This window comes from Chitinimonas taiwanensis DSM 18899 (assembly GCF_900119825.1).
Lineage (GTDB): Bacteria > Pseudomonadota > Gammaproteobacteria > Burkholderiales > Chitinimonadaceae > Chitinimonas > Chitinimonas taiwanensis.
On record NZ_FPKR01000002.1, the window covers coordinates 19466 to 38969 of the forward strand.

The 19504-nt window shown below is 59.5% G+C and carries 16 protein-coding genes; 2 read left to right on the forward strand and 14 right to left on the reverse strand.

Annotated elements, in window-relative coordinates:
• Positions 1–5: 5 nt before the first annotated feature.
• The 12 genes from BT173_RS02110 to BT173_RS02165 form a co-directional block, all read right to left on the reverse strand.
• Complete coding sequence (locus BT173_RS02110) at positions 6–1223, reverse strand: TIGR04063 family PEP-CTERM/XrtA system glycosyltransferase (protein WP_308417543.1); 1218 nt, start codon at positions 1221–1223, stop codon at positions 6–8.
• Positions 1220–3160, reverse strand: coding sequence for an XrtA/PEP-CTERM system amidotransferase (locus BT173_RS02115; protein ID WP_072426978.1), 1941 nt, complete (start codon positions 3158–3160; stop codon positions 1220–1222). The genes BT173_RS02110 and BT173_RS02115 overlap by 4 nt, the downstream gene beginning before the upstream one ends.
• A 14-nt stretch (positions 3161–3174) precedes the next feature.
• Entirely contained in the window at positions 3175–4383 is a 1209-nt protein-coding gene (locus BT173_RS02120) for a TIGR03088 family PEP-CTERM/XrtA system glycosyltransferase (RefSeq protein ID WP_072426979.1), read from the reverse strand.
• Positions 4380–5918, reverse strand: a complete 1539-nt coding sequence (gene xrtA, locus BT173_RS02125) for an exosortase A (protein WP_072426980.1) — start codon at positions 5916–5918, stop codon at positions 4380–4382. Before xrtA ends, BT173_RS02120 begins: the two co-directional genes overlap by 4 nt.
• Positions 5919–5970: 52 nt before the next feature.
• A complete protein-coding gene (locus BT173_RS02130; protein ID WP_308417544.1) occupies positions 5971–7080 on the reverse strand; it encodes a FemAB family XrtA/PEP-CTERM system-associated protein in 1110 nt (369 codons plus the stop codon).
• The gene (locus BT173_RS02135; protein WP_072426981.1) at positions 7073–7966 is read right to left on the reverse strand and encodes an XrtA system polysaccharide deacetylase; all 894 of its coding nucleotides are present in this window, start codon (positions 7964–7966) and stop codon (positions 7073–7075) included. The genes BT173_RS02130 and BT173_RS02135 overlap by 8 nt, the downstream gene beginning before the upstream one ends.
• Entirely contained in the window at positions 7959–9146 is a 1188-nt protein-coding gene (gene wecB, locus BT173_RS02140; protein WP_072426982.1) for a non-hydrolyzing UDP-N-acetylglucosamine 2-epimerase, read from the reverse strand. The genes BT173_RS02135 and wecB overlap by 8 nt, the downstream gene beginning before the upstream one ends.
• On the reverse strand, positions 9143–10288 hold the full coding sequence (locus tag BT173_RS02145) for an XrtA/PEP-CTERM system-associated ATPase (RefSeq protein WP_072426983.1): 1146 nt from the start codon (positions 10286–10288) through the stop codon (positions 9143–9145). The genes wecB and BT173_RS02145 overlap by 4 nt, the downstream gene beginning before the upstream one ends.
• Before the next feature lie 9 nt (positions 10289–10297).
• Positions 10298–11791: a TIGR03016 family PEP-CTERM system-associated outer membrane protein gene (locus tag BT173_RS02150; RefSeq protein ID WP_175545535.1), complete on the reverse strand. Its 1494-nt coding sequence runs from the start codon at positions 11789–11791 to the stop codon at positions 10298–10300.
• Positions 11792–11834: 43 nt separating this feature from the next.
• Positions 11835–12734, reverse strand: coding sequence for an XrtA-associated tyrosine autokinase (locus BT173_RS02155; RefSeq protein WP_072426985.1), 900 nt, complete (start codon positions 12732–12734; stop codon positions 11835–11837).
• A gap of 9 nt (positions 12735–12743) precedes the next feature.
• Positions 12744–14303 (reverse strand): XrtA system polysaccharide chain length determinant, encoded by a 1560-nt coding sequence (locus BT173_RS02160; protein WP_072426986.1) that lies wholly within the window; start codon positions 14301–14303, stop codon positions 12744–12746.
• Between the two features lie 70 nt (positions 14304–14373).
• Complete coding sequence (locus BT173_RS02165) at positions 14374–15003, reverse strand: XrtA/PEP-CTERM system exopolysaccharide export protein (protein WP_084658083.1); 630 nt, start codon at positions 15001–15003, stop codon at positions 14374–14376.
• Between the two features lie 437 nt (positions 15004–15440).
• On the opposite strand from BT173_RS02165, the gene BT173_RS19120 reads away from it, so the two are divergent.
• Positions 15441–16283, forward strand: a complete 843-nt coding sequence (locus BT173_RS19120) for an N-acyl amino acid synthase FeeM domain-containing protein (protein WP_139256002.1) — start codon at positions 15441–15443, stop codon at positions 16281–16283.
• A 140-nt stretch (positions 16284–16423) separates the two neighbouring features.
• Positions 16424–17491, forward strand: a complete 1068-nt coding sequence (locus BT173_RS02175; protein WP_139256003.1) for a nitroreductase family protein — start codon at positions 16424–16426, stop codon at positions 17489–17491.
• An 85-nt stretch (positions 17492–17576) separates the two neighbouring features.
• On the opposite strand, the gene BT173_RS02180 is transcribed toward BT173_RS02175, so the two are convergent.
• Positions 17577–18416 carry a PEP-CTERM sorting domain-containing protein gene (locus BT173_RS02180; RefSeq protein ID WP_072426989.1) on the reverse strand — a complete coding sequence of 280 codons (840 nt, stop codon included), beginning with the start codon at positions 18414–18416 and terminating at the stop codon, positions 17577–17579.
• Between the two features lie 196 nt (positions 18417–18612).
• Positions 18613–19497, reverse strand: coding sequence for a ThiF family adenylyltransferase (locus BT173_RS02185; protein WP_072426990.1), 885 nt, complete (start codon positions 19495–19497; stop codon positions 18613–18615).
• Positions 19498–19504 lie beyond the last annotated feature (7 nt).

The following is a 19504-nucleotide window of genomic DNA, read 5'->3' on the forward strand; positions in this document are numbered from 1 at the left end:
CGACCTCAACCGCGCAGGGCGGGAATGGGGCTACGGCCGGCCAGCGCGCGGCCGTAGACTTCCTGATAACGGGCCACGCTGCTGCGCCAGGTGCGCTCGGCTTCCACAAAGCGGCGCGCCTGCTGCTTGATGGCCGGCCAGCGTTCGCGCTGGGCCAGCACGTCTTCCAGCGCGTTTTCCAGCGCCGCCACATCACCGGCCTTGCACAGAAAACCAGTTTCGCCATGGCGGATCAGCTCGCGGTGGCCACCGACATCGGAGGCAACAAAGATACGCCCCTGCGCCATCGCTTCGAGCGGCTTGAGTGGGGTGACCAGCTCGGTCAGGCGAATTGGCAGGCGCGGGTAGGCGAGTACATCGATCAGCTCGTAGTAACGCTGCACCTCGCTATGCGGCACGCGACCGGTGAAGATCACCTTGTCCTGCATGCCAGCGGCCGCCACCTGAGCCTTCAGCGCCGCTTCCTGCGGTCCGCCGCCCACCAGCAACACGCGCAGCGCCGGGTGGCGCGCCAGCATGCGTTCGGCCGCACCCAGCAGCAGGCTCAAACCCTCATAACCGTAGAAGGAACCGGCAAAGCCAAGCACCGTGGCGCCATCGAGGCCGAGCTGGCTGCGCAGGGCCGGGTCGGGCTCCACACCAAAGCGGAAGGCATTCGCGTCCACCGCATTGGGAATCACGGTAATCCGCTCGCTGGGAATGCCGCGCACGGCGATATCGCCGCGCAGACCTTCGCAGATGGTGGTCACCTCGTCGGCACGGCGCAGGGCAAAGCTTTCCAGCGCACGCGAGGCGCGGTAGCGCAGGCTGCCTTCACGCGTCGTGCCATGGTCGACCGCCGCGTCCTCCCAGGACGCACGCATCTCGTACACCACCGGCAGCTTGAACTGGCGCCCCACCCATAGCGCCGGCAGCGCATTCAGCACCGGCGAATGGGCATGGATCAGGTCGGGGCGGGTATCGCGCACCACCTCGGCCAGGCGGCGCTGGGTCAGGCGCATCTGTGCCAGCAGACCGGTGCCCTCGGCGCTGGGCGTGCGGTAGAACATCAGGCCGTCCACCTCTTCCTGCCGCAGCGGGCTGTGGCCTTGTTTAGGCGTGGTGAGGTGAAGGGTCTCCCAGCCCAGCGCGCGCTGTTCGCGCAGGATGGACAGGGTGCGGAAGGTATAACCACTGTGCAGCGGGGCCGAGTGGTCGAGCACATGCAGGACACGCAGACTCATGACAGGGCCACCGCCACTTCCGGCTGACGTGCTGCCGTTGGGCCGGCATCCAGCACATTGCGCAGGAAGGCCTCGAACATCAGCAAGGTCCACAAGGGCGCGCTGTAATCGCGCGCGCCGGATTGATGCGCATCGACCAGATGCTGCAGGTAATCGCGGTTGAACCAGCCGGTTTCGGCCAGGCGCGGGCCAAGCACTGCCTCGCGCACTCGTTGCTTGAGCGGGCCGCGGAACCAGCGTGCCAGCGGCACGGCAAAACCCATCTTGGGCCGGTACAGCACGGCGTCGGGCAGATAGGGCTCCATGCCCTTCTTGAGCAGAAACTTGCCCTCCTGCCCGCGTATCTTCAGCGTGGACGGCAAGCTGCCCAGCCATTCCACCAGCTCATGGTCCATCAGCGGTTCGCGCACTTCGAGCGAGTGGGCCATGCTGGCGCGGTCGACCTTGGTATTGATATCGCCGACCAGATAGGTTTTCAGGTCCAGGTACTGGATCAGCGCAAGCGGATCATCGGTACCGGCCCGTGCGGCATGGCCGTCGAACACATCGCCCGCGTTATAGCCGGCCAGCTCACGCTTGAAGCGTGGGCTGAACAGCTGGGCGCGCATCGGGTCGCGCAGAATCGAGACCGAGTGGAAATAGGCCTCGACCGAGCTGCGCGCCATGCCTTCGAAAGTGGTCTTGGCCCGGAACACGCGTGGCGCCCAGTCGGCCTTCGGATACAAGCGACCCAGCAGGCCGAACAGCGGCTTGCGTACACCATGCGGCAGCGCTGCGCGCAGGCGCTCTTCCAGCAGATGCATGCGATAGCGACGGTAGCCGCCAAAGCTCTCGTCGCCGCCATCGCCGGACAGCGCCACCGTCACATGCTTGCGCGCCAGCTCGCACACCCGGTAGGTCGGTATCGCCGAGCTGTCGGCATAGGGTTCGTCGTACAAGCGGGCCAGGGTGTCGATCAGGTCGAAATCGTCGCTCTTCACCGTCTCGACATGGTGGTTGGTGTGGTAGCGCTCGGCCACCAGTTTGGCGAACTCCGACTCATTGAAGGCCGGGTCGTCGAAGGCAATTGAGCAGGTATTGACCGGCTCGGCCGACTGCTGAGCCATCATGGCCACCACCGCGCTGGAATCCACGCCACCAGACAGGAAGGCGCCCAGCGGTACCTCGGCGATCATGCGCAGGCGCACCGACTCCTGCAGCCTGTCTTTGAGTTCGGCACAGGCTTCCTCGACATCCAGCGGTTGATCGAGGCTGAAACGCACATCCCAATAGGCCTGGGGGGCTGGCACCGGCTGGCCGCGCCGTATCGTCAGCGTGTGCGCGGGCGGCAGCTTGCGTGCCTGCTTGAAGATGCAGCGCGGCTCGGCCACATAGCCGAGCGCGAAGTATTCCTCCACCGCCAGCGGGTCGATCTCGCGCGCCAGACCGCCATGGGCGAGCAGCGACTTGAGCTCCGAACCAAACAGCAGCGTGCCATCGGGCAGCAGTGCATAGAACAGCGGCTTCACCGCCAGCCGGTCGCGCGCCAGGAAAAGCGTTTCCTGATTGTGGTCCCACAGCGCGAAGGCAAACATGCCGCGAAAGCGCTGAACACAATCCGCACCCCAGGCCGCCCAGGCGTGCACGATCACCTCAGTGTCGCTACGGGTACGGAACACATAGCCAAGCGCCTGCAGCTCGGCGATCAGGCTCTGGTAGTTGTAGATCTCGCCATTGAACACCACGCAGATCGACCCATCAGCGTTGTAGAGCGGCTGCTGGCCGGTGGCGATATCAATGATGGACAGGCGTCGATGCCCGAGGCCGACGCCGGGTTCGATATGCAGGCCGCCGCCATCCGGACCACGGTGATGCTGGGTTTCATTCATGCGCTCGAGTACGGCGCGGTCTATCTCGCGCTGGCCACGGCTATCGAAAATTCCGGTAATGCCACACATGGTCGGGTTCGCTTCTAGTCGTGAATCGTGGGTGGCGTGGCCTGGGCGGCCAGCGCGGCGGTGGCGCGGGGCGACTGGCCCTGGCGCAGGGCGTCGTACAGTGCCTGGTAGCGGCCTACCATGGCATCCAGGCTGAACTGCTGCTCAACCAGCTGGCGCCCATAGCGACCGGCTGCACGCGCGAGCTCAGGGCGCTGGGCGTAGTAAAGCAGCGCCTGCGCCATGGCGGCTGCATCGCCGGCCGGCACCAGCTTGCCGCTGCGGTCGGCTTCGACCAGCTCGGCATTGCCGCCCACGGCGGTGGCCACCACGGGCAGGCCGCAGGCCATGGCCTCCAGAATCGTGTTCGACACGCCCTCGGCCAGCGAAGGCAGCGCAAAGCAGTCGAGGCCACGCAGTACATCGGCAATATCGCTGCGCTCGCCCGGCAACCAGGCCAGCTCGTCCAAGTGCGCGGCGGCCAGCATTTGCTGCACCTGGGTGCGCAAGGGGCCATCGCCAACCATCACTAGGCGCAGGCGCGACTTCAGCTCGGGCGCCAGCTGCAGAGCCAGGATGAAGGCGCGTGCCAGCAGGGTCTGGTCCTTCACCGTCTGCATACGCCCGACCGTGCCGATCAGATAATGCTCTGGCTCGCCGAACGGACAGCCGGCAATGGCCTGGCGCGCCGCGACCGGCCGGAACTTCTCGGCATCCACGCCGTTGTAGATCTGGCTCAGCTGCGCCGCGCCAATGCCAACCCGTGCCTGCAGATAGTCAGCCAGGTCGCAGGACAGCGCGATGTAGTGGCTGACAAAGGGCTGATATAAGCGGCGCAGACGCTGGTATTTGCGGTTGCTGCCGTCCAGATCATCCACATCGCGGCCATGCTCGCCATGCACGCGCAGGGGCACGCCAGCCAGCCAGGCCGGCACCTGCGCTTCCAGCGCGGCCAGATTGCGGCTATGCACGATGGCCGGCTTGAGGCGACGGAATAGCCGATACAACTGCGGGTAAATCCATAGGGCGTGGCCGGGCTTCTTGTGCAGGGCGATGCATTCCACATCGTTGCGCACAATACGTAGGCGGAAATCGGTGACCTCGGTCAGCGCGATCACTACATGGCGATAGCGATCGGCCGGCATGCGATTGATCAGATTGACCACCCCATTTTCCAGCCCACCCACATCGAAGCGGTAGACCACATGCGCCACCAGGGGGCGGGGATCGTGCGCGCCGCTCATTGCGCCTCCTTCAAGGAATTCAGCTGCGCGGTCAGCACCGGAAAGACAGCCTGCACAAAGGCCGGCATGGCCGCCTCGGCCTGCGCCCGCTCGGCAAACAGCGTGAGCACGGCCGTGTCGTCGCCCTGCCCGCTCAGCTGCGACCAGGCGGTGTAAGCACGTGCGAGGCGCGGGCTGTCCGTCCAGCGCCCGGCCACCCAGTACCAGCGCCAGACTTGCAATTGCTGGCCGCTGGCAGCCTGGAGCTGCGCCTCTTGCACCTTGAGCTCGGCGCCCATTAGTGGCAGAACGCGGCCTGACTGGGACAGCGACTTCCACTGCTTGTCATCCTGATGCACCAGCACATTGCGTGAGCTGATCGCCTTGCGATACTCGCCCTGCGCGCGGAAGTACGCCAGGTCCAGACCGACTTGCTGCGCATCGGCCTGGTAATGCCAACGTGCTTGCAGCGCCGGGGTATCGCCCTGGGCCTGCCATGCGGTGAAGGCTGCGTTGCGGGCCGTCCAGCCGGGTACGGCCAGCGCCTCGGTCAACGGCGCCATCGCGGCGGCAGGCTGAGTGATCTGCATGCGCCACACAGGCCAGAGCGCCAGTAGCAGCGCCAAGGCACTCGCCATCGGCCACAGCCGCAGCTGGGGTGCATCGGTCAGCACGGGTGCGGCTTGGGCCGCCGGCTCGCTCGGGTTTTCCTGCCAGCGCGCGCCTATCCAGAACATGGCCAGGATCACGATGCCAAAGAACAGCCAGCCATAGATCAGATGGTCAACGCCCACTGCCAAGGTATTGCCTGACCAGTGACCAAGCATGACGATCAGATAGGCACGCACCCAGTTGGCCAGTATCGGCACCAGCGCCGCCACCAGCACGAAGACCAGCCGGCGCTTGAGCGACACATAGTTCAAATACGCAAACAAGGTACCCACCATCAGCGAGGCAATCAGATAGCGCACGCCGCTACAGGCTTCCACCACCGACCATTTGCCGGACGGAATCACAAATTCCAGCCCCTCGCGGTACACGGGCACGCCGCTGAAGCGCAGGCCGAGCACGGTGAAATCGGCGGTCCAGGCCATCAGGGTGGGAATGACGAACTCGCCAAACGGTACGGCGAACAGCAGAAAGCCCAAGGGAAAGGCGAGCTGGCGTGCAATCGGCCAGCCGAGCACGGCCGGTACCGTCAGAATCAGGCTGAATACCAGCGCGAACTGCGCCAGCACATTGGTACTGGTCAAGGCCCCAAGCAGCCAGGCAAAACCCGCCAGCGCGAGCAGCGGCAAGGCGGCCCAGCTTGGCCGCGGCGGCAGGCCACGCAGCTGCGCACGCTGGCGCCAGATCAGCCACAGGCTGAGCGGCGGCACCAGAAAACCATGGGTAAAGGTTTCCGAGCGCGACCAGATGGCCAGCATGCCGGCCACCGTGTCGTGATAGGCGAGCAGCAAGCCCAGCTGCAGCACGATCAGCAGCACTAGGCTGCGCCGCCAGGCCCCGCCCGCTGCGGGCCTAGCCAGCATGGGCGTCGGCGTCAGGGCGTTCATTGCAGCCGCTCCAAACGCTGGGATCGGGACAGGCCATCCCTATGCAGCCCGCTCATCCGAGATTACGCACCACAAAAGGCCCGATCAGATTGGCCAAGGACAGCGGCATGCGCTGCCAGGTGGCAATCAGCAGCCGGTACTTGGCATTGGCCGGGTTGTTCTGCGGAATCGCATCGCGCTTGTACAGGCAGTATTGGTAGTACAGCGGCTGCGGCTCGAAGCCCCAGTTCTTCTTGAAGGCATAAGAGCCGGTGCCTTGCTTGCTGCGCCCGTAGTCGAACACCTTGAGCCCGCGCTCGCAGGCGCGCCTCATCAGTTCCCAATACTTGAAGTCATTGGCGGCCAGATCACGCGCCAGCACATCGTCACCGGCGTAGTAAGGCAGCACCTCGTCACGGAAATAGAAGCTCAGCACGCTACTCAGCGGCCGACCTTCCGGGTCTTCCACGGTCAGAATCTCGCAGTCGGCACCAAACACGCGCTGCAGGGCCTGGAAATACTTGCGTGATAACGCGGGCGTGCCGTGCCTGTGCACATTGTCGGCATAGAGCGCGAAGAAGCGGTCGACCGTGCTGTCGATCTGGCTACGCAGGCCGCGCTGTATGCCCTTGCGCACCATGGCGCGCTGCTTGCGTGGTATCGCCAGCATATTGGCCTCCACCTCGGGCAGGATGGCCTTGCGAAAACTCACATACAGATCCTGGGTCGGCCAGTCGCTATGGCGCTGCTGCAGATTGCGCATCTCGAGGTGATCAACCCCCAGGCGGCGCGCCAGCACCTGCGCTTCGATTTCGAGCATCTCGGCCGCCGCCGCATCTTGAGCGGCCACGCCGCCGTACACGGCGAAAGGCAGGGACACCAGCGCCTTGCCGAATAAGACGCTGCGTACATGACCTAGCGGCAATACCGCCTCGATCTGCCCGGCCCGCTCGGCGTACAGGAAATAAGGCTGGTGCTTGAATACGTCGCGCAGAATCGTCAGCCAGCCGGCGCGGTGGAAAAAAGTCGCCTGCGGACACTGCAGGACGAAAGCATCCCAACGTGCGCACGCGGCGGCGTCATTCGGGTCCAACTGGCGCAGCTGTAGCGGTGCAGCCGACGCCTGCTCATCCGGCGGCATGGCCTCGGTACGCTTGAGCATGGTGCTGGTGGCGTCATGCATGTGCAGCCACTCCGTTCAGCGGCGCCTTATCGGCCGGCACGCTGGATGCGCGCTTGAGGAAGACCTCGTCCATGCGTCCCCACTGAAAATCGCCGAGCAGACGCCGCAAGCGCGCTTCCATGCGGCCGAGGTTCAGATAATGACGGAAGCGGGTCTTGGCATTGATGCCCGCCACGCGCGGCTGCTCGGGGTCGATTTCCCAGGGATGGAAATAGAAGATGGCCGCCTGCTGGTCTTCACGATTGATACGCTGCAACAGCCAGCGCGACAGTGCATAGGGCATCAGACGGAAGTAGCCGCCACCACTGGAAGGCCAGTTACGCCCCTGCCAGCGCACGGTGCTGACCGGCACCTCCAGCAAGCCATCGCGCACCTGATGGGCAAAGCGCGGCGCATCGGGCATGCCGTAATGGTCGTGCGCAATCGGGTAGATGCTGGAGCTGTACTGGTAACCCGCCCTTTGCAGGCAATCGAAAGCCCATAGATTGCCCTGGCCTATCGAGAAGCTCGGCGCACGATAACCCTTGACTGCCTGCCCGCTCAGATCTTCCAGCAGCCGCTTGGCCCGGTCGATATCGTTGAAGAACGCTGCCTCGCTCAGCTCGCTGGCACGCTGATGGCCATAACCATGGCTGGCCAGCTCATGCCCATTCGCGACGATTTCGCGCACCAGCTGTGGATAACGCTCGGCAATCCAGCCCAGCGTAAAGAAGGTCGCCTTGGTCTGGCTCGCATCGAGCATGGCCAGAATGCGCGCCATATTGCGTTCCACCCGGCACGGACGTTGATCCCAGTCCTGGCGATCGATATAGGGCGCGAAGGCGGAGACCTGGAAGTAGTCCTCCACATCGATGGTCAGGGCATTGGTGATCCTGGCCTCAGACATGGCGCACTCCCTCAGCATGGGGCGTCGCAGCTGCAGCGCTGAGCCAGGCGTACAAGTCCGCCGCAATACGTTCGGCGGCCTGACCATCCCATAGCTCGGGCATGCGCCCCGACTTGCCGGCACCGGCCAAAACGGCCTGCGCTGCTTGCTCAATCGACGCGGGCACGATGCCCACCAGGGAATTACTACCCTGCTCGACCGTAATCGGCCGCTCGGTGTTCTCCCGCAAGGTCAAACAAGGCACGCCCAAGGCGGTAGTCTCTTCCTGCAATCCGCCCGAGTCGGTCAGCACCAGGCGCGCGCCGTCCATCAGCCCCAGCATTTCAAGATAACCCTGCGGCGGCAGCACTGCGATGCGGGCAGCCGGTAGCAATTCCTGCAGACCAAAACGCTCGATATTGGCGCGTGTGCGGGGGTGCATGGCAAAGATCAGCGGCAAATGCTCAGCAATACGCGCCAGCGTCGCCAACAAGGGCTGCAGCGTCTCCGGCTGATCAACATTGGAGGGCCGGTGCAGCGTGATCACACCATACGCACTACCCGGAGCCAGCCAATCTGCTGCGATACCTGCCTCGGCAAGCGTCTGCGCCACCGGGCGTGCCATGGCGCGGTTATGCAGCAGGGAATCAATCATCACATTGCCGACAAAGCAGACGCGGGCGGCATCGATGCCCTCAGCTTCCAGATTCACCTGCGCACTGCGCTCCGTGGTGTACAGCCTATCGGCCATCTGGTCGGTCAGGACCCGGTTGATCTCCTCCGGCATGCGGCGGTCGTAGCTACGTAGGCCCGCCTCCACATGCACAACCGGGATCTCCTTTTTGACCGCCACGAGGCTACAAGCTAGCGTAGAGTTCACATCGCCAACCACCAGCACGCAGGACGGACGATAGTCATCCAACACCGGCTCGAAGCGGCGCATCACCTCGGCCGTCTGCACGGTGTGCGAACCCGATCCGACCCCCAGATTGATATCGGGGTGCGGCAGTTTGAGATCCTCGAACAGGCGGTCGTTCATGCTGCGGTCGTAGTGCTGGCCGGTGTGCACAAGCACGACCGGAATCGCGGGGCTATGAGCGGCAAACGCACGCAGTATCGGCGCCATCTTCATGAAGTTGGGGCGCGCACCGACTACGCAGATCACTGGGCCGAGCTGCGCTGGCCATGCTGGCGCGCTCATGCGAGTTTCTCCTTATCGCCGCGCTTGCCTTTTTCCTGACTGCGTTCCGGCTCGCTTTGCTGGACACGGATGCCGGCCACCAATTGCTGCAGCAGGGTCAGGATGGAGGCGGAGTTACGTTCCAGGCGCAGCATGGTGCGCTCAAGGCGGATCAGACGCTGATCGGTCTGGCCGCCACGCAGGTCGGCAATCACACGGTTGGCCTCTTCAGCCAGATTCGCATCCAGCACGCAGCGCGATAGATCAAGGTCGTGGATATAGTTGTCTATCATTTGCGCGGTCATATCCTCGCCCCCGGTCAGAGGCTTCTTGCCGCGCAAACTGGGCGCGAGCAGTTCCTCGCTGATTTCCAGCGCCACTTCCTCCACATCCGCACGGGTAAACAGGGCCTTGCCGGACAGAAAGCCCGACAGCAGAACGCGATCGCACAGGGTATTGATGCGGCGCGGCACGCCGCCGCTGGCCTCATGCACAGCCTCCACGGCGCCTTCATCAAACAGCTTGCTGTTTTGGGCCCCCGCGCAGGTGAGTCGATGCTCGATATAGCCGCGTGTTTCTTCCTGGTCCATCGGGCCGATATGACAGGCGGCAATCACGCGCTGGCGCAGCTGCAACATATGCGGGCTTTGCATGATGCTGCGAAACTCGGGCTGGCCGATCAGAAAGCTCTGCAGCAAAGCCTGGGTTTCGAACTGGAAATTGGACAACATGCGCAGCTCTTCCACCGCACGCGGGGTGAGGTTCTGCGCCTCGTCCACAATCAGCAGGCAGCGCTTGCCCTGTCGCGTAACGTCGACCAGGAAGGCTTCTAGGGCCAGCAACACCTCCGATTTGCCAATATTCTTGGTCTTCACCCCGAAGGCCGCCGCCACCATGCGCAAGGTGTCCTCGGCATCCAGCTGGGTGCTGACCAGCTGGGCGGCCACGACCTTGTTTGAGTCGAGCTTATTGAGCAGGCCACGCACAATAGTGGTCTTGCCCGCGCCCACCTCGCCGGTCACCACGATAAAACCTTCGTTCTGATGCAGACCGTATTCCAGAAAGGCCGTGGCGCGGCGATGCTGCGTGCTACCGAAATAGAAGGACGGGTCGGGGTTCAGCTGGAACGGTTTACTGCTTAAACCGTAAAAGGATTCATACATGGCGTTCAACTAGAATTGGTGGGACACGGTGCCGGTCAATGCATTTTCTGCATAGTCACTGGCACCTTCGACCACGGAGCGGCGGAAACCGAGACTGGCGCGGGTGAATGGCGACAACTGGGTGGAAAACAGCAGGTTCAGTCCATCAGTGGTAGTTTCCAGCGCGGTGGCACCCGAGCCCTGGCTGCGTTGCCGTACCAGCATCAGGCTGAGCGAGGAAAGCGGCGAAAAACGATGCGCCCAGTTCAGCGATAGGCTTTGCTGACGCACCTGATCGACCGAATCGAAATCGTCCGACAGATTGCTTGCCGCCAGTAGGCCGCGTGAATCGCTCTGGCTGGCACTCAACGTCAGGCTGTTATTCGCGCCCAGAATCGCGACCGAGCCTTGGTGCTGGCGCTGCACCGAGATGCGCGAAGCGAGAAAGCCGGCACTGACCGTACCATTGGGTGGAATGCCGTTCAGTAGGAGGAAGTTCCTGACCAGCACGGCGCGCTTGATGGGATCTGGCTCCTGACTGGCAAACAGATTGAAGTAAAGATCGAAGAAGGAACCCAGCGTGACCTCGCCGAACTGATTCGGCACAACCGAAATATCCTTGCTGCTGCTTAAACGCCAGGCGGTCAGCGCCGAGCGATGACTGAAGCTGAAGCTGCTGCCATCGCCAAAGAAGCGCCGCTGCCAGCTGGCGGTGATCTGAGTGCGACTACTCGGACTCCACTCCAGGCTGGCGCCCGGGGTGTCATTGCTCTGCATCTGCGGGCTGGCATGGTTATTACGCTCCTTACCGGCAAACACGGCGAGCTTGAACTGCGGGTCGAACTGGTAACTAAGCAGCAAGCGCGCCGATTCCGAGCGACTCCTGCGCCCGTTCTCATACTCTATCGTCTGGCCATTTCCATCCAATCCCCAACCTAGCCCGGATGGCGCAGGCAGGCCAGACAGACCGGCTGACCAGGTGCCGTTGTCGATATCCGCCACCTGGGCGGAGTCGGCCTTGGTCAAGGATTGCGTGTATTTGAGCTGATAGGCGGCCCAGCCCCCCAGCTGACCGCGGACATAAGGCGAAAGCCGGTAGTTGGCTGTTTCAGTGCGATTCGGGTTGCTGCTGTTATCGCCCAGCGGCGAGCCACCGAAGGCGGAGATATCCTGCTGACTGATCGTGGCATCAGCATCGACAAACAACCAATTCTCGATCGCCTCCAGGCTAGCGTTCGCCCCCAAGGCATGACGCGTCTTATTTTTTTCGCTCTCGCGTGCATAGATATGCCGCTGCAAGCGATAGTCGAGATTCACACTCAGGCGATCGCCCGTGCCACGTAAACGGATGCCGGGACTGAGCTCGGTGATTGCCTCATTCTTGCTGTCACCCGACTGCAGGCTAGCGTTGTCGCTGATGGTTTCACTCAGCGACACCGAAGGTTGCACCTCCCATACGCCGGCCATGGACGGCACGGCCAGCAATGCCAACAGCAGGCGTGCCGCGCGGCGATAAACTCGCACAGGCCCATGCTGCGGCAAATGAGATGCGGGCAGACGGACCAGGCTAGTTGCCATATCCGTAACCATAACCGTAGCCATAACCGTACTCCCCACGGTTGGACGATTTGACCTGGTTAAGCAGCATCATTTTGACCGGGCAGGACTCGATCGTCGCCAGCGCATGTTTGACATCGCTCTGCGCCGTTCCCTCGGCACGTACCACCATCACGATTTGTCCCATATGGGTTGCCAATACACGTGCTTCGGTCGTGACCAACAAGGGGGGCGAATCAAAAATGATGATCCGATCGGGATAGCGGCTGGCCATATCGTCCAGCAGCGCATTCATGGCATCACTGGCCAACAGCTCGGTAGCACGCGGATGCTGTGAACCGCTGGGCAAAATACTGAGGGTCTCGATATTGGTACGGAGCAGCACCGAAGACAGATCGTTCGAGCCACCCACCAGCACATCGAGTAGGCCAGGTGCGGGCGGCAAGCTCAGCATCCTGAGCAGCGAAGGCCGCGCCACGTCGGCGTCCACCAGCATGACGGTGTTGTTCAGCTCCATGGCGATGCTGATCGCCAGATTGGCCGCAGTGAAGCTCTTGCCTTCGTGTGGCAAGGCACTGGTCACCATGATCAGATTACCGTTCTTGACCGGTGCCGCTCCTTTGCCCATCGCATTGGCGATCAAGGGGCGCTTGATCACGCGGAATTCATCAGCCAGCTGGGAGCGTGGTGCATTCGGACAAATCAAGCCCGAGGCCGCCAACTTGTCCATATCCAATTCGATGCTGCGCGAACGTACCGTCACCGGTGGTGGTTCGACTACCGGTGCAGCCGCCGCCTGGCTGGGACGCTGCACGGCAATGCCAGCAGCAACAGGCGTCGGTTCTGGCACATCCACACCGGCCTGGCGCAGCTCTTCCAGGCGCTTGGCTGCTTGTTCAATAAGGTTCATCACTTATCCTCAAGCAGTACGAGTAGAAATCAGGAACAAGAGCAGGATGCCCACGCCATACACGCCGATCAGCGAAACCAGGCCGGCAAGAAAGCCATACAGACCTTTGCGCTCACGCCGCTTGCTTGCCTCGTCCACAACCAGGGAAACCGAACCAAGCAGAGGTAGGCCAGTGACCTCGCGCACAGAACGTGCATCCATGAACACCGGGCGCATCTGGCTGGCAACAAAACTCACCACCACACCGGCCGCCAAGGCAATCAGCAAGGTCAACGGCAACAGCAGCAAGCGGTTTGGCGCGACCGGTTTGGGGGATACACGGGGTGGATCGATCAGGCGGAAGTCGATGCCGCCAGCGCTGGCCTCCATCTCACCGGAAATCGTCGCCGATTCACGGCGCGCTACCAGGCTTTCATAATTCTTCTTATTGATGTCGTAGTCGCGATTCAGCTGGGTCAGCTCCGCTTCCACCTGAGGAATCAGACGCGCTGATGCCTGCAAAGCGTTGTAACGAGATTGGTACTCGGCCGCCTTGGCGCGCAGGGAGGCAACATTGGCTTCACTCTCAGCCAGGGCAATCTTCAGCTGCTGATAGACGGGATTGGCGTTTACCGAGGTGACGGGATTGCTCAGCGCCGCCTTGCGACGAGCAGCAATCTCCTGACGCTTCTGCTCTTCCAGATCCTTGAGCAAGCGGCGCGTGCTCACCACATCCGGATGCTGCTCGGTGAAGCGCTGCAGCAAGCCATCCAGATTGCGCTGCATGGCCTCGATACGGCCATCAATTTCCGGGATGGACACACCGGCCGTGCTTTGTGAGGCATCGGGCAGAAGAACCTGATCCTCACCCATTACTTGACGACGCAAGGCATCACGCGAGTTTTCGGCAGCACGCAACTCGAGCTTGGCCAACTCAAGTGCAGAGCCCACCTCGCTGACGCGACCAAAATAGTCTTTGCCATCCGAAGCTTGTACGCCGAAATTACGCAGCTTGAATTCTTTCAGCCGGTTCTCAGCCTCTTCGAGCTTCTTTTCATACACCCGAATCTGGTCATCAATAAACTTCTTGGCCGAATCAGAGTCTTCGCGCTTATTACCCAAGCTGGATTCGACAAAAATCGACACCAGCGACTGCACCACTCGTTTGGCCCTATCAGGTACCGTATCTCGATATGACAAGGTATACAGATTGTCACGGGAAGTACTCTTGATCACCAGAGACTTCATCAGATCATCAATTAATTCTTCCTGAGCTGCCTTGGTCTTGATATCAAGGTCGAGATCAGCCATCCGCACCAGTTTTTCCACATTCGGGCGACTAATTAAGGTGCGACTTAGAATCAATATCTGCTGATCAATATCGGGCTCAACAGCCAGACCCGACATCAGCGGCTTCAGGATGGACTGGGTATCAACGAAGATACGTGCGCTGGCCTCATATTTATCCGGCAGTCGTAAGAGGACCGTCACACTGATGACACCTACGACCCATGCAACCGCTAAACCCAACCAGCGGCGACGCCACATTTCGGCCAGTACCGTCGTTACCTGACGTATCAAATCATCCATAAATTCTTAGATTCCATAGCGAGTGGCGACTTATTCATCGCCACTCGCTTATCAAATATAAAAACAAACACTAGAACCAGCTGCGTGGAATAATCAGCACATCACCCGGCTTCATTTCCACATTTGCAGATACATCTCCGCGCTTGATCAGATCCTTGATACGCACGCTGTATTGCTTGGCCCCTTCGGAGGTGCGCAGCAAAGTCGTACCGTTGCCATCCGCAAAATCCGTAATGCCATTCACTGCAATCATCACGTCCAGCAAGGTCATCTTCTGCCGATAGGGCAAGGTCTGCGGCCGAGCCGCTTCGCCAATAACCCGGATCTGCTCGCTGTATGGCCCAACAAAATTGGTCACCACCACGGTAACAACCGGGTCACGAATAAACTTACCTAAGGCTTTCTCGATATCCCGCGCCAAGGTCGACGAATCCTTACCGAGCGCAGGAAGGTCCTCAACCAAGGGCGCCGCGATCTTGCCGTCAGGCCGAACCGGTACTGACATAGAGAGTTCCGGATTTCGCCAGACCACAATATTGACGGTATCACCCGGACCAATTAAATAATTATATTCAGATGAAGCTGCAACGGCCGGCGCAGGTGGATGAGAGGATGCACATCCAAGCAGGGTCAGCGCCAGTAAAATAGTCACAAACTGACGAAATTCGACACTCAAGCCTTGCCCAAAAACCTTAAACATAAGTCTTCCCCTATATACTCAGATACGGGAACTGCAAGAAAAGAAAATTCAACATAGACAGCTTCAATGCAACGAATTGTAGGGCATCCGGACAGACATTGAAATTGCTCGCGCACTGTTAATTTGTCGCCCTTCAGCGACAGTAACAGTCGGAGATGACAGCGCTTTTAAATCATGAAGTTAATGTAAATAGTAACAACACCTCCCAACCCTTCAAGCCTCCCTCGTCGCCAATTTGCGACAGATTTGATACAAACATCAATAAATCATTAATACCTAATTCATTGAATGCTGGAATACATCCGCCTTAAACAACAATGGCACGCAAACTGCTTAATCATCCAAATGAAGGATGGGGTTGGCTGAACCAAAACAGATAAGACCTAGCCAGGCGCTGATGTTTCAGTCCAGCAATGTACAGTTTGACGATTATAGGGATGCATATCTTGGATTCGACTCTCGCTACTCAGCCACGCCAAACCCTCCCTATTTCGCATATCCCCTTCCTTTCCGGCGAGAAGAAGCCCACTTCTGCCCTAACTCAGTCAGACCATGCCGTCAATGAACTACCCTGGCGACAACCCAGTCCTGCCAGTGTTTTTCTTGACGAGGTCGCACTAGGGAACGAGTCCACTACCTCAGCAAGCCACCCTTACCGCTTTGCCTGCGCTCAAGAGTTGGAAACCAAAGCACGTGCCGCGGAGTTAGTTTCTCGTCGTTATCGCTGGCGCGGATACGGCGAAGAATGCGGTGATGCACTGTTGCGGCCGGCACAGCCAACACAGATGACCTTTATCGCAACACGTGGTACCGAGCTGGTAGGTACGGTTTCCGCACGCATGGATGGGACCAGCCCAATGAACTGCGAAGCGCTCTATCCCGATGTCGTCCAAGAAAAACGCCGGGCGGGGCAAAAACTGGTGGAACTGGGTCAGTTGGCTATCGACAACGATCAGAACCCACTGGAAATTCTAGGGCCCCTCTTCCACCTTACCATGCTGTTTGCCCACCATCAGCAGGGCGCAAGCCATGCGCTGATCGAGGTCAACCCACGTCATGTCGCTTTTTACCGACGTGTTTTTGGCTTCCGTATCATTGGCACCGAGCGCCATTGCGATCGCGTCAATGCTCCTGCCGTTTTGATGCAAATGGACTTGGCACAGGCCCAACAGGCCATTGCCCAAAAAGGGGGCACCCGGCAAGGTCGCAGCTCAGTCTTCCCTTACTGCTTCTCGATTCAAGAGCAAGACAGCATCGCGCACAGCTTATTAGGTCATTAAGCGCGCCCTACTACTGACAGCACGCTCTAAGCAATAGAGAACTAGCGCATGAATTCGTGTCCATGCGCTAGTACTGCTGCTACATTGAACTGATTCAATCCAGGTCCATTTCACCGAACTCAGCTTCAATGAGGTTAGTCATGTCACGCGAAGTACTTATCCGTATTCTTGAATTAGCTCGCTGGGCCCCAAGTGGCGATAATCAGCAGCCTTATCGTTTTGAAGTTCTGACTGATAATCATGTTGCCGTGCATGGCTACGATACCCGCCAGCACGTCGTGTATGACTTTGATGGTCATGCCAGCCATATGGCACATGGCGCCCTGCTGGAAACGCTAAGAATTGCTGCAAGCAAATTTGGTTATGCCACCTCGTGGACTATTCGCGAGGGCAATCAAGACGAGGCGCCGATCTATGATGTGTTACTCGCAGCAGAAAACATTGCGACGGATCCATTGGCCGAATTCATTGAAGCAAGGTGCGTACAACGTCGTCCGATGCAGCGCACACCATTAAGCGCCGAGCAAAAACAGGCTCTCATTCGCTCGGTAGGCAATGGCTACACCTTGCAATTCTTTGAGAGCGCAACGCAAAGAAGAGCAGTGGCCGGGCTATTGTGGCGCAATGCCAAGATTCGCCTCACTTGCCCAGAGGCCTACCCGGTTCATTGTGAAGTCATTGAATGGGGAACACAATTCAGTAAAGACAAGATTCCCGAGGGCGCAGTTGGTGTAGATGCCATGACGGCCAAGTTGATGCGTTGGGTTATGCAGAGCTGGGATAGAGTGGATTTTTTCAATCGTTACCTATTCGGCACGGTTGCCCCACGCATCCAACTGGATTACTTGCCCGCGATTTGCTGCGCCAGCCATGTGCTGCTAAAGCCCGCAAAAAAACCAGATTGCTTGAAAGACTATGTAGATGCCGGTGTCGCCATGCAAAGACTATGGCTGACCGTCAGTGCGCTTGGCATGTATCTGCAACCAGAAATGACGCCGGTTATTTTTCGCTGGTACACGCAGCATGGTCGAGATATTTCCAAGCTAGCCAGTATCAATACCGCCGCAACTGAATTAGCTCAGTCCTTTGACACATTGACAGGCGAGAATGCCCAGCGGCCGTTCAGTTTCTTCTGCCGAGTTGGCTACTCCAGCCCGCCGACTTCTCGCTCTTTGCGCCGCGACTTGGCAGATCTCATGTGGCAATAAATAAAATAAGGAGGGGATAATCCCCTCCTTATTTACTCGCTAGCGATACTACTCAATTAGCAATCGTAGCAATCCAGCTGGTCAATTACTTGCCTACACGACGGCGATTCACAGCCCCCAGACCAAGCAGACCCAGAGCGATCAGGGCAACCGAACCTGGTTCCGGCACCTTCAGCAGGTCGGCGCTACCATCACTGGTCACCTTACCGACTGCGCAAAGCGCAGTGTTGTCAAAGCTACAAGCTCCGGCAAAGGCGAAGGGGTTGGAAATCTTGTTGGTGAGCTGGATCTGCATGAACAGATCCTTCACATCGTCGTAACCCGAGCCTGGTCCGAACAGATCAAGATCGAAGCCATTCTCGAAGCTCAGGAAGTTCAGCAAGATAGTCGACTGACCCAGGGTTTGGGCTTGGCCATTGAAGTCTGCCAGGTCACCACCGGAAGGGCCGCTCATTGCCAAGGTTGCCATGTCAACCCAGCTGGCAGCACCGTCAGACGTCGCTTGCAGCTTGATAGACCCCACGTTAGGAGTAAACGCGTAGTTGATGGCACCAGTCACCGCATCATAGGCAGTTACTACGCCGGACAAGCCAGTAAACACAAAGCGGAAGCCATCCAGTGGCTGAGCGAAGTTCTGCGGGAAGCCGAAATCGCCAAAGCCAGGTACGTTTTCTGTCACATAGTTAATCGAGAAAATCTGGCCAAATTCTTCGAACTTTGCACCAACGAATGGCGTACCGCCCATGCCAACTTGCTGCGTAACCGTAGCATCCGCACCGTTCATACCAAGGTGCCCGACGTTGTTGGTCGTGGTACCAAGCGCGCTAATGGTCCAAGCATCTTGCACCACCATGGCATGTGCGCCGCTTCCCATGGCAGCAGCACCTACGAGAGCGAGCGCCGTGATGAGCTTTTTCAGTTTCATCGCTAATCTCCTTTGAACTTGCAATGTTTCTTTCTTATGCAGCACTTGGCGTCTCCCGAGCACTACAGTCTGATGCGAGTCATTAATAGCAAGCGACATGCCAACAACTCAATTCATTGATTTAAAAGAAATTTCTGCATTATCAATTAGCAACATCACGATAAGCGTAAAGATTTCCGACACCGCTGCACGACGTTCACTTAAGCGCTTGGCGGGCCAGCATCGCCATGCCCAGCTTGAAGCCCAGCCTTTGCAAGGGGTTGCGATAGCCCATGGGGCGCCAGCTCCAAGACGCCTGATGCCGATAGGCATCCACATGGTAGCTCCAGGGTGCAGGACGGATGTCGCCACGGCCCAAGATGAGCTTGACTGTTTCGGTGGCAGCTACACCCGCGCAGAGCATGCAACCGGCCACGGTGGACGGGCCGCGCTTTTCCTGCAGATTGATGCGATCAGGCTCGACCAGATACGCCGCATGCAGGCGCTTGGGGGTCAGCCCAAGCAGGAAGCGCAGTGCCTTTTCGGTGTCATTGCAGCCTTCGAAACCGAAGTAGTCCTCAAAGCTCATCTTGCCGGGTAGAAAGACCAGCACGGAAGTACCCATGCCTAATGGCGCTGCGGTGACCGCCGGAATACCCATACGGTAAGCCGTGGCGAACGCCAACTGACGCGCTTTAAAGGCAAAGAAATCCAGCCCATCCACATAGACGGAGGCACCTTGGAGAAAGGACTCGATATTCGATTCGTCGACGCCTTTGGGGAAGACCTGCAGGTCAATATCGGGATTGATATCCTTGGCCATGGCGCCAATCACCTCGGCTTTAGGGCGCCCTAGCGAGCTGACCGTTGCGCCAGCCTGACGATTGAAATTGGGCACATCGAAGGTATCAAAATCAGCTATAGAAAAGGCACCGATGCCGAAGCGGGCCAGCGTGGTGACATGAAAGCCCCCCACCCCACCAAGGCCCGCCACGGCGATTTTGGCTTTGCGCAGCTTCTGCTGCTCGGCTTCGGTAACCCAGCCCAGGTTGCGCGAGAACGCATTGTCGTAGGGAAAAGCGCCAGCCTGCTGATCAAACATATTCCTT

What these genes read in the sequence shown, in the direction of transcription:
- BT173_RS02120 (WP_072426979.1), bottom strand. Translation starts at nt 4,383, where the DNA reads ATGAGCGGCGCGCACGATCCCCGCCCCCTGGTGGCGCATGTGGTCTAC.
- BT173_RS02175 (WP_139256003.1), top strand. Translation starts at nt 16,424, where the DNA reads ATGTCACGCGAAGTACTTATCCGTATTCTTGAATTAGCTCGCTGGGCC.
- BT173_RS02165 (WP_084658083.1), bottom strand. Translation starts at nt 15,003, where the DNA reads ATGTTTAAGGTTTTTGGGCAAGGCTTGAGTGTCGAATTTCGTCAGTTT.
- xrtA (WP_072426980.1), bottom strand. Translation starts at nt 5,918, where the DNA reads ATGAACGCCCTGACGCCGACGCCCATGCTGGCTAGGCCCGCAGCGGGC.
- BT173_RS02135 (WP_072426981.1), bottom strand. Translation starts at nt 7,966, where the DNA reads ATGTCTGAGGCCAGGATCACCAATGCCCTGACCATCGATGTGGAGGAC.
- BT173_RS02130 (WP_308417544.1), bottom strand. Translation starts at nt 7,080, where the DNA reads ATGCATGACGCCACCAGCACCATGCTCAAGCGTACCGAGGCCATGCCG.
- BT173_RS02145 (WP_072426983.1), bottom strand. Translation starts at nt 10,288, where the DNA reads ATGTATGAATCCTTTTACGGTTTAAGCAGTAAACCGTTCCAGCTGAAC.
- BT173_RS02155 (WP_072426985.1), bottom strand. Translation starts at nt 12,734, where the DNA reads ATGAACCTTATTGAACAAGCAGCCAAGCGCCTGGAAGAGCTGCGCCAG.
- BT173_RS02115 (WP_072426978.1), bottom strand. Translation starts at nt 3,160, where the DNA reads ATGTGTGGCATTACCGGAATTTTCGATAGCCGTGGCCAGCGCGAGATA.
- BT173_RS02180 (WP_072426989.1), bottom strand. Translation starts at nt 18,416, where the DNA reads ATGAAACTGAAAAAGCTCATCACGGCGCTCGCTCTCGTAGGTGCTGCT.
- BT173_RS02110 (WP_308417543.1), bottom strand. Translation starts at nt 1,223, where the DNA reads ATGAGTCTGCGTGTCCTGCATGTGCTCGACCACTCGGCCCCGCTGCAC.
- BT173_RS02185 (WP_072426990.1), bottom strand. Translation starts at nt 19,497, where the DNA reads ATGTTTGATCAGCAGGCTGGCGCTTTTCCCTACGACAATGCGTTCTCG.
- BT173_RS02160 (WP_072426986.1), bottom strand. Translation starts at nt 14,303, where the DNA reads ATGGATGATTTGATACGTCAGGTAACGACGGTACTGGCCGAAATGTGG.
- wecB (WP_072426982.1), bottom strand. Translation starts at nt 9,146, where the DNA reads ATGAGCGCGCCAGCATGGCCAGCGCAGCTCGGCCCAGTGATCTGCGTA.
- BT173_RS19120 (WP_139256002.1), top strand. Translation starts at nt 15,441, where the DNA reads ATGCATATCTTGGATTCGACTCTCGCTACTCAGCCACGCCAAACCCTC.